This is a genomic window from Vibrio fujianensis, assembly GCF_002749895.1.
In the GTDB taxonomy this organism is placed as follows: Bacteria; Pseudomonadota; Gammaproteobacteria; order Enterobacterales; family Vibrionaceae; genus Vibrio; species Vibrio fujianensis.
Map to the genome: position 1 here is coordinate 512544 of NZ_NBUS01000054.1, position 2526 is coordinate 515069.

A 2526-nucleotide genomic window follows, 5' to 3' on the forward strand; every position below is an offset into this window, starting at 1 on the left:
CCTTTCTACCCGCACCACACAGTACGCCGGAACAGCAGCAAGAACTGACGCCCATTGAACATGTGCCACCAGAAAGTAACCAAGTGGCTATCGAGGAGGAAACCCATTTAGCCCCTCACTCAATAGAGCCTGCGGTATTAGTTTTATCTTCGACTAAAACATCGGATGGAAAATTAATTCTTGGTGATCAAGAGTGGGTATATGTACCTGCATTACAGGAACATTTCCGGGCAAGAATTGATACTGGAGCAGCGACGTCTTCCATCAGTGCTGTAGACATTGTGCCATTTGATCGAGGGGGCAAAGACTGGGTTAAATTTCGAATTGAACATGATGGTATTAAAAGCAACGAAATGAATCTTCCGGTTGAACGTTGGGTTCGCATTCGTCAATCAGCTAGTGAAGCGGCACATCGCCGCCCAGTGGTTGTCACGTGGATTCAAATTGGTGATCTAAAAGAAAAAACAGAATTTACATTAGCCAATAGAACTCATTTAACTTTTCCACTTTTGTTGGGAAGAAGTTTCTTTAAACATGTAGCAATTGTTGATGTCAGTCGTCAGTACGTACAAGAAAAACAACAAAATTAAATCGCCTTTTCTTCATGTAATCCTCCTTTATTTAGGGGGATTACTGTTTAATACGCCGTCGATGTAGTAAGCGAGGCTTGTTTAATACAGTTTCTGCCCGATTTTTTTGCCTTATATAAAGCTTCATCTGCTAGCTTTAAGGCTCGTTTCGGATCGCTTTCAATACGGCTATCACAAATTCCCATACTCACCGTGATGTTGACCGAGTTTTTCCCCCCTTCATGGCGTTTTTTCACGCCAGCCCGCTGACTTTTAGGGCGTTCTTCTATATTACGGATGACGAGATCATACTGCTCAATATCGTTGCGTAACCACTCAAGAGACTCCTCGGCCTGAGAGGCATATTTTCCTTTAAATAAAAGGGTAAATTCTTCACCACCATAACGGTAAACATGAGCTTTACCTGGTATCTGCCGTAATCGACTGGCTACTAATCTGAGTACATCATCGCCCGTATCATGGCCAAATTGGTCATTAAAGGTTTTGAAATGGTCAATATCTAGCATAGCGATAGTAAACTTTTTACCTAATCGTGGTAAATCGAGATCTAAAGCATAGCGCCCTGGTAACTGGGTAAGGCGATCTTTAAATGCCAATTCATGGCCAATCGAGAGTAAGTATAGAAGCAGAAAAATACCCGCTAATGAAAACATCGTACTGGAAATATAGGGGACATGAAAAAAAACAAAAGTCACAGTCATAAATAGTATCGACGTATACATGACAGCATCCATCAGACGATTTCGGGTCAAGAGCACGATGGCACAAATACCTAACATCAAAGCAAGATATAGGACAACGATAACAGGTAAGCGAGACAGTCTTGGTTCGACATAAAGCAGCCCATTGAGCCCATTAAGCGGCTCAGAGTCGAAGTGAACCACGATCAATGTACTCCACAAAGCAAAAAATATTAATAGAACCAGATACAATACAAAGCCTTTACTAAAAAGTCCTTCATTACGTAACGTGTAACTGATGAGACTTGCAACGGGCAGCAATACCGCTAATAAAGATAATTCAAGTAAGGTTGACCCCGTCGTCAGTGGGGTTTGTAAACGATAATGAATCACCCAATAGCTAATCATAAGGGTACAAGCGATCATCGCGATACGACTTTGCTTAAATAGATGAGCGACAGCAATGGCGGCGAAAAAAAGCACATACGGGAGCGTACCAGCAAAACCACTATTGGTTTGGCTGACGAAAATAACGTTATTCATCCCTGCCCATACCGCGAGCAGCAAGAGAAGAGGAAAAGCAAAACGAAACCAAGACGAGGAGGTAAAGCCCGTAAACATGTTTTATTTTTAAACCATTTGCTGTAATTATGAGGTAAAGAACAAACCAGACATTATGAAAAAAAGAGCGATGACTTATCTCTCGGGAGAGTCTGTTGACTTTTCGCCGTTAAAATTTGCAAAAATCAGCCAGAAAGGTGAACAGACCCTAGTGATCAGAATACGTTGATTTCATCAATTGCCAACCTTTTGCTAAACTAGACGTGAACATAACGATATCGTTTTCGCTGAAAATGCTAATTTTAGCTTTCATTGCCAACCATCTTGCTGAAGTGTAACAGGCTTTTTGTATTATAAGTGAGATAGAATTGTTTTGTCTGCTATGAAATGATAAGGAATTCAACGATGCAACTGAACATGGAAGTCCATAATTATATGGAAACATTAGTTGGACAAGTCCTAGCCCAAAGTTACTATGTTTCACAATATGATACAGATCAATTAGCCGATTTAGCCTGTTTAGCATTAAATCAAATTCGGCCTGTGTATATTCGCTTTGATATTGATTTTTTATCCTCACTGCCAGAAGAACGCTTAGTGATATTAAAACAGCGAGCTGTCGCGGCAGTTGAAGCCGCAGAGCCGATGATCATCAATGATAGGCGAACCGATCGAGAGCTTATCATTCCCGTCTT

General features: G+C 41.1%; 3 protein-coding genes. 2 read left to right on the forward strand and 1 reads right to left on the reverse strand.

All coding sequences use genetic code 11. The annotated features are described in order from the left end of the window. Positions 1-590, forward strand: a 590-nt coding sequence (locus tag B7C60_RS15425) for an ATP-dependent zinc protease family protein (RefSeq protein ID WP_245869562.1), incomplete at its 5' end; no start/stop codon positions are given. A gap of 47 nt (positions 591-637) precedes the next feature. Here the strand turns inward: B7C60_RS15425 and B7C60_RS15430 are convergent. Further along, a complete protein-coding gene (locus B7C60_RS15430) occupies positions 638-1891 on the reverse strand; it encodes a GGDEF domain-containing protein (protein ID WP_099612404.1) in 1254 nt (417 codons plus the stop codon). A gap of 345 nt (positions 1892-2236) precedes the next feature. Here B7C60_RS15430 and B7C60_RS15435 point away from each other — a divergent pair. Then, positions 2237-2526, forward strand: a 290-nt coding sequence (locus B7C60_RS15435; RefSeq protein ID WP_245869564.1) for a late competence development ComFB family protein, incomplete at its 3' end; no start/stop codon positions are given.

Bases quoted from the DNA above. Each gene is read 5' to 3' on its own strand.
- B7C60_RS15430 (WP_099612404.1), bottom strand. From the start codon at position 1,891: ATGTTTACGGGCTTTACCTCCTCGTCTTGGTTTCGTTTTGCTTTTCCT.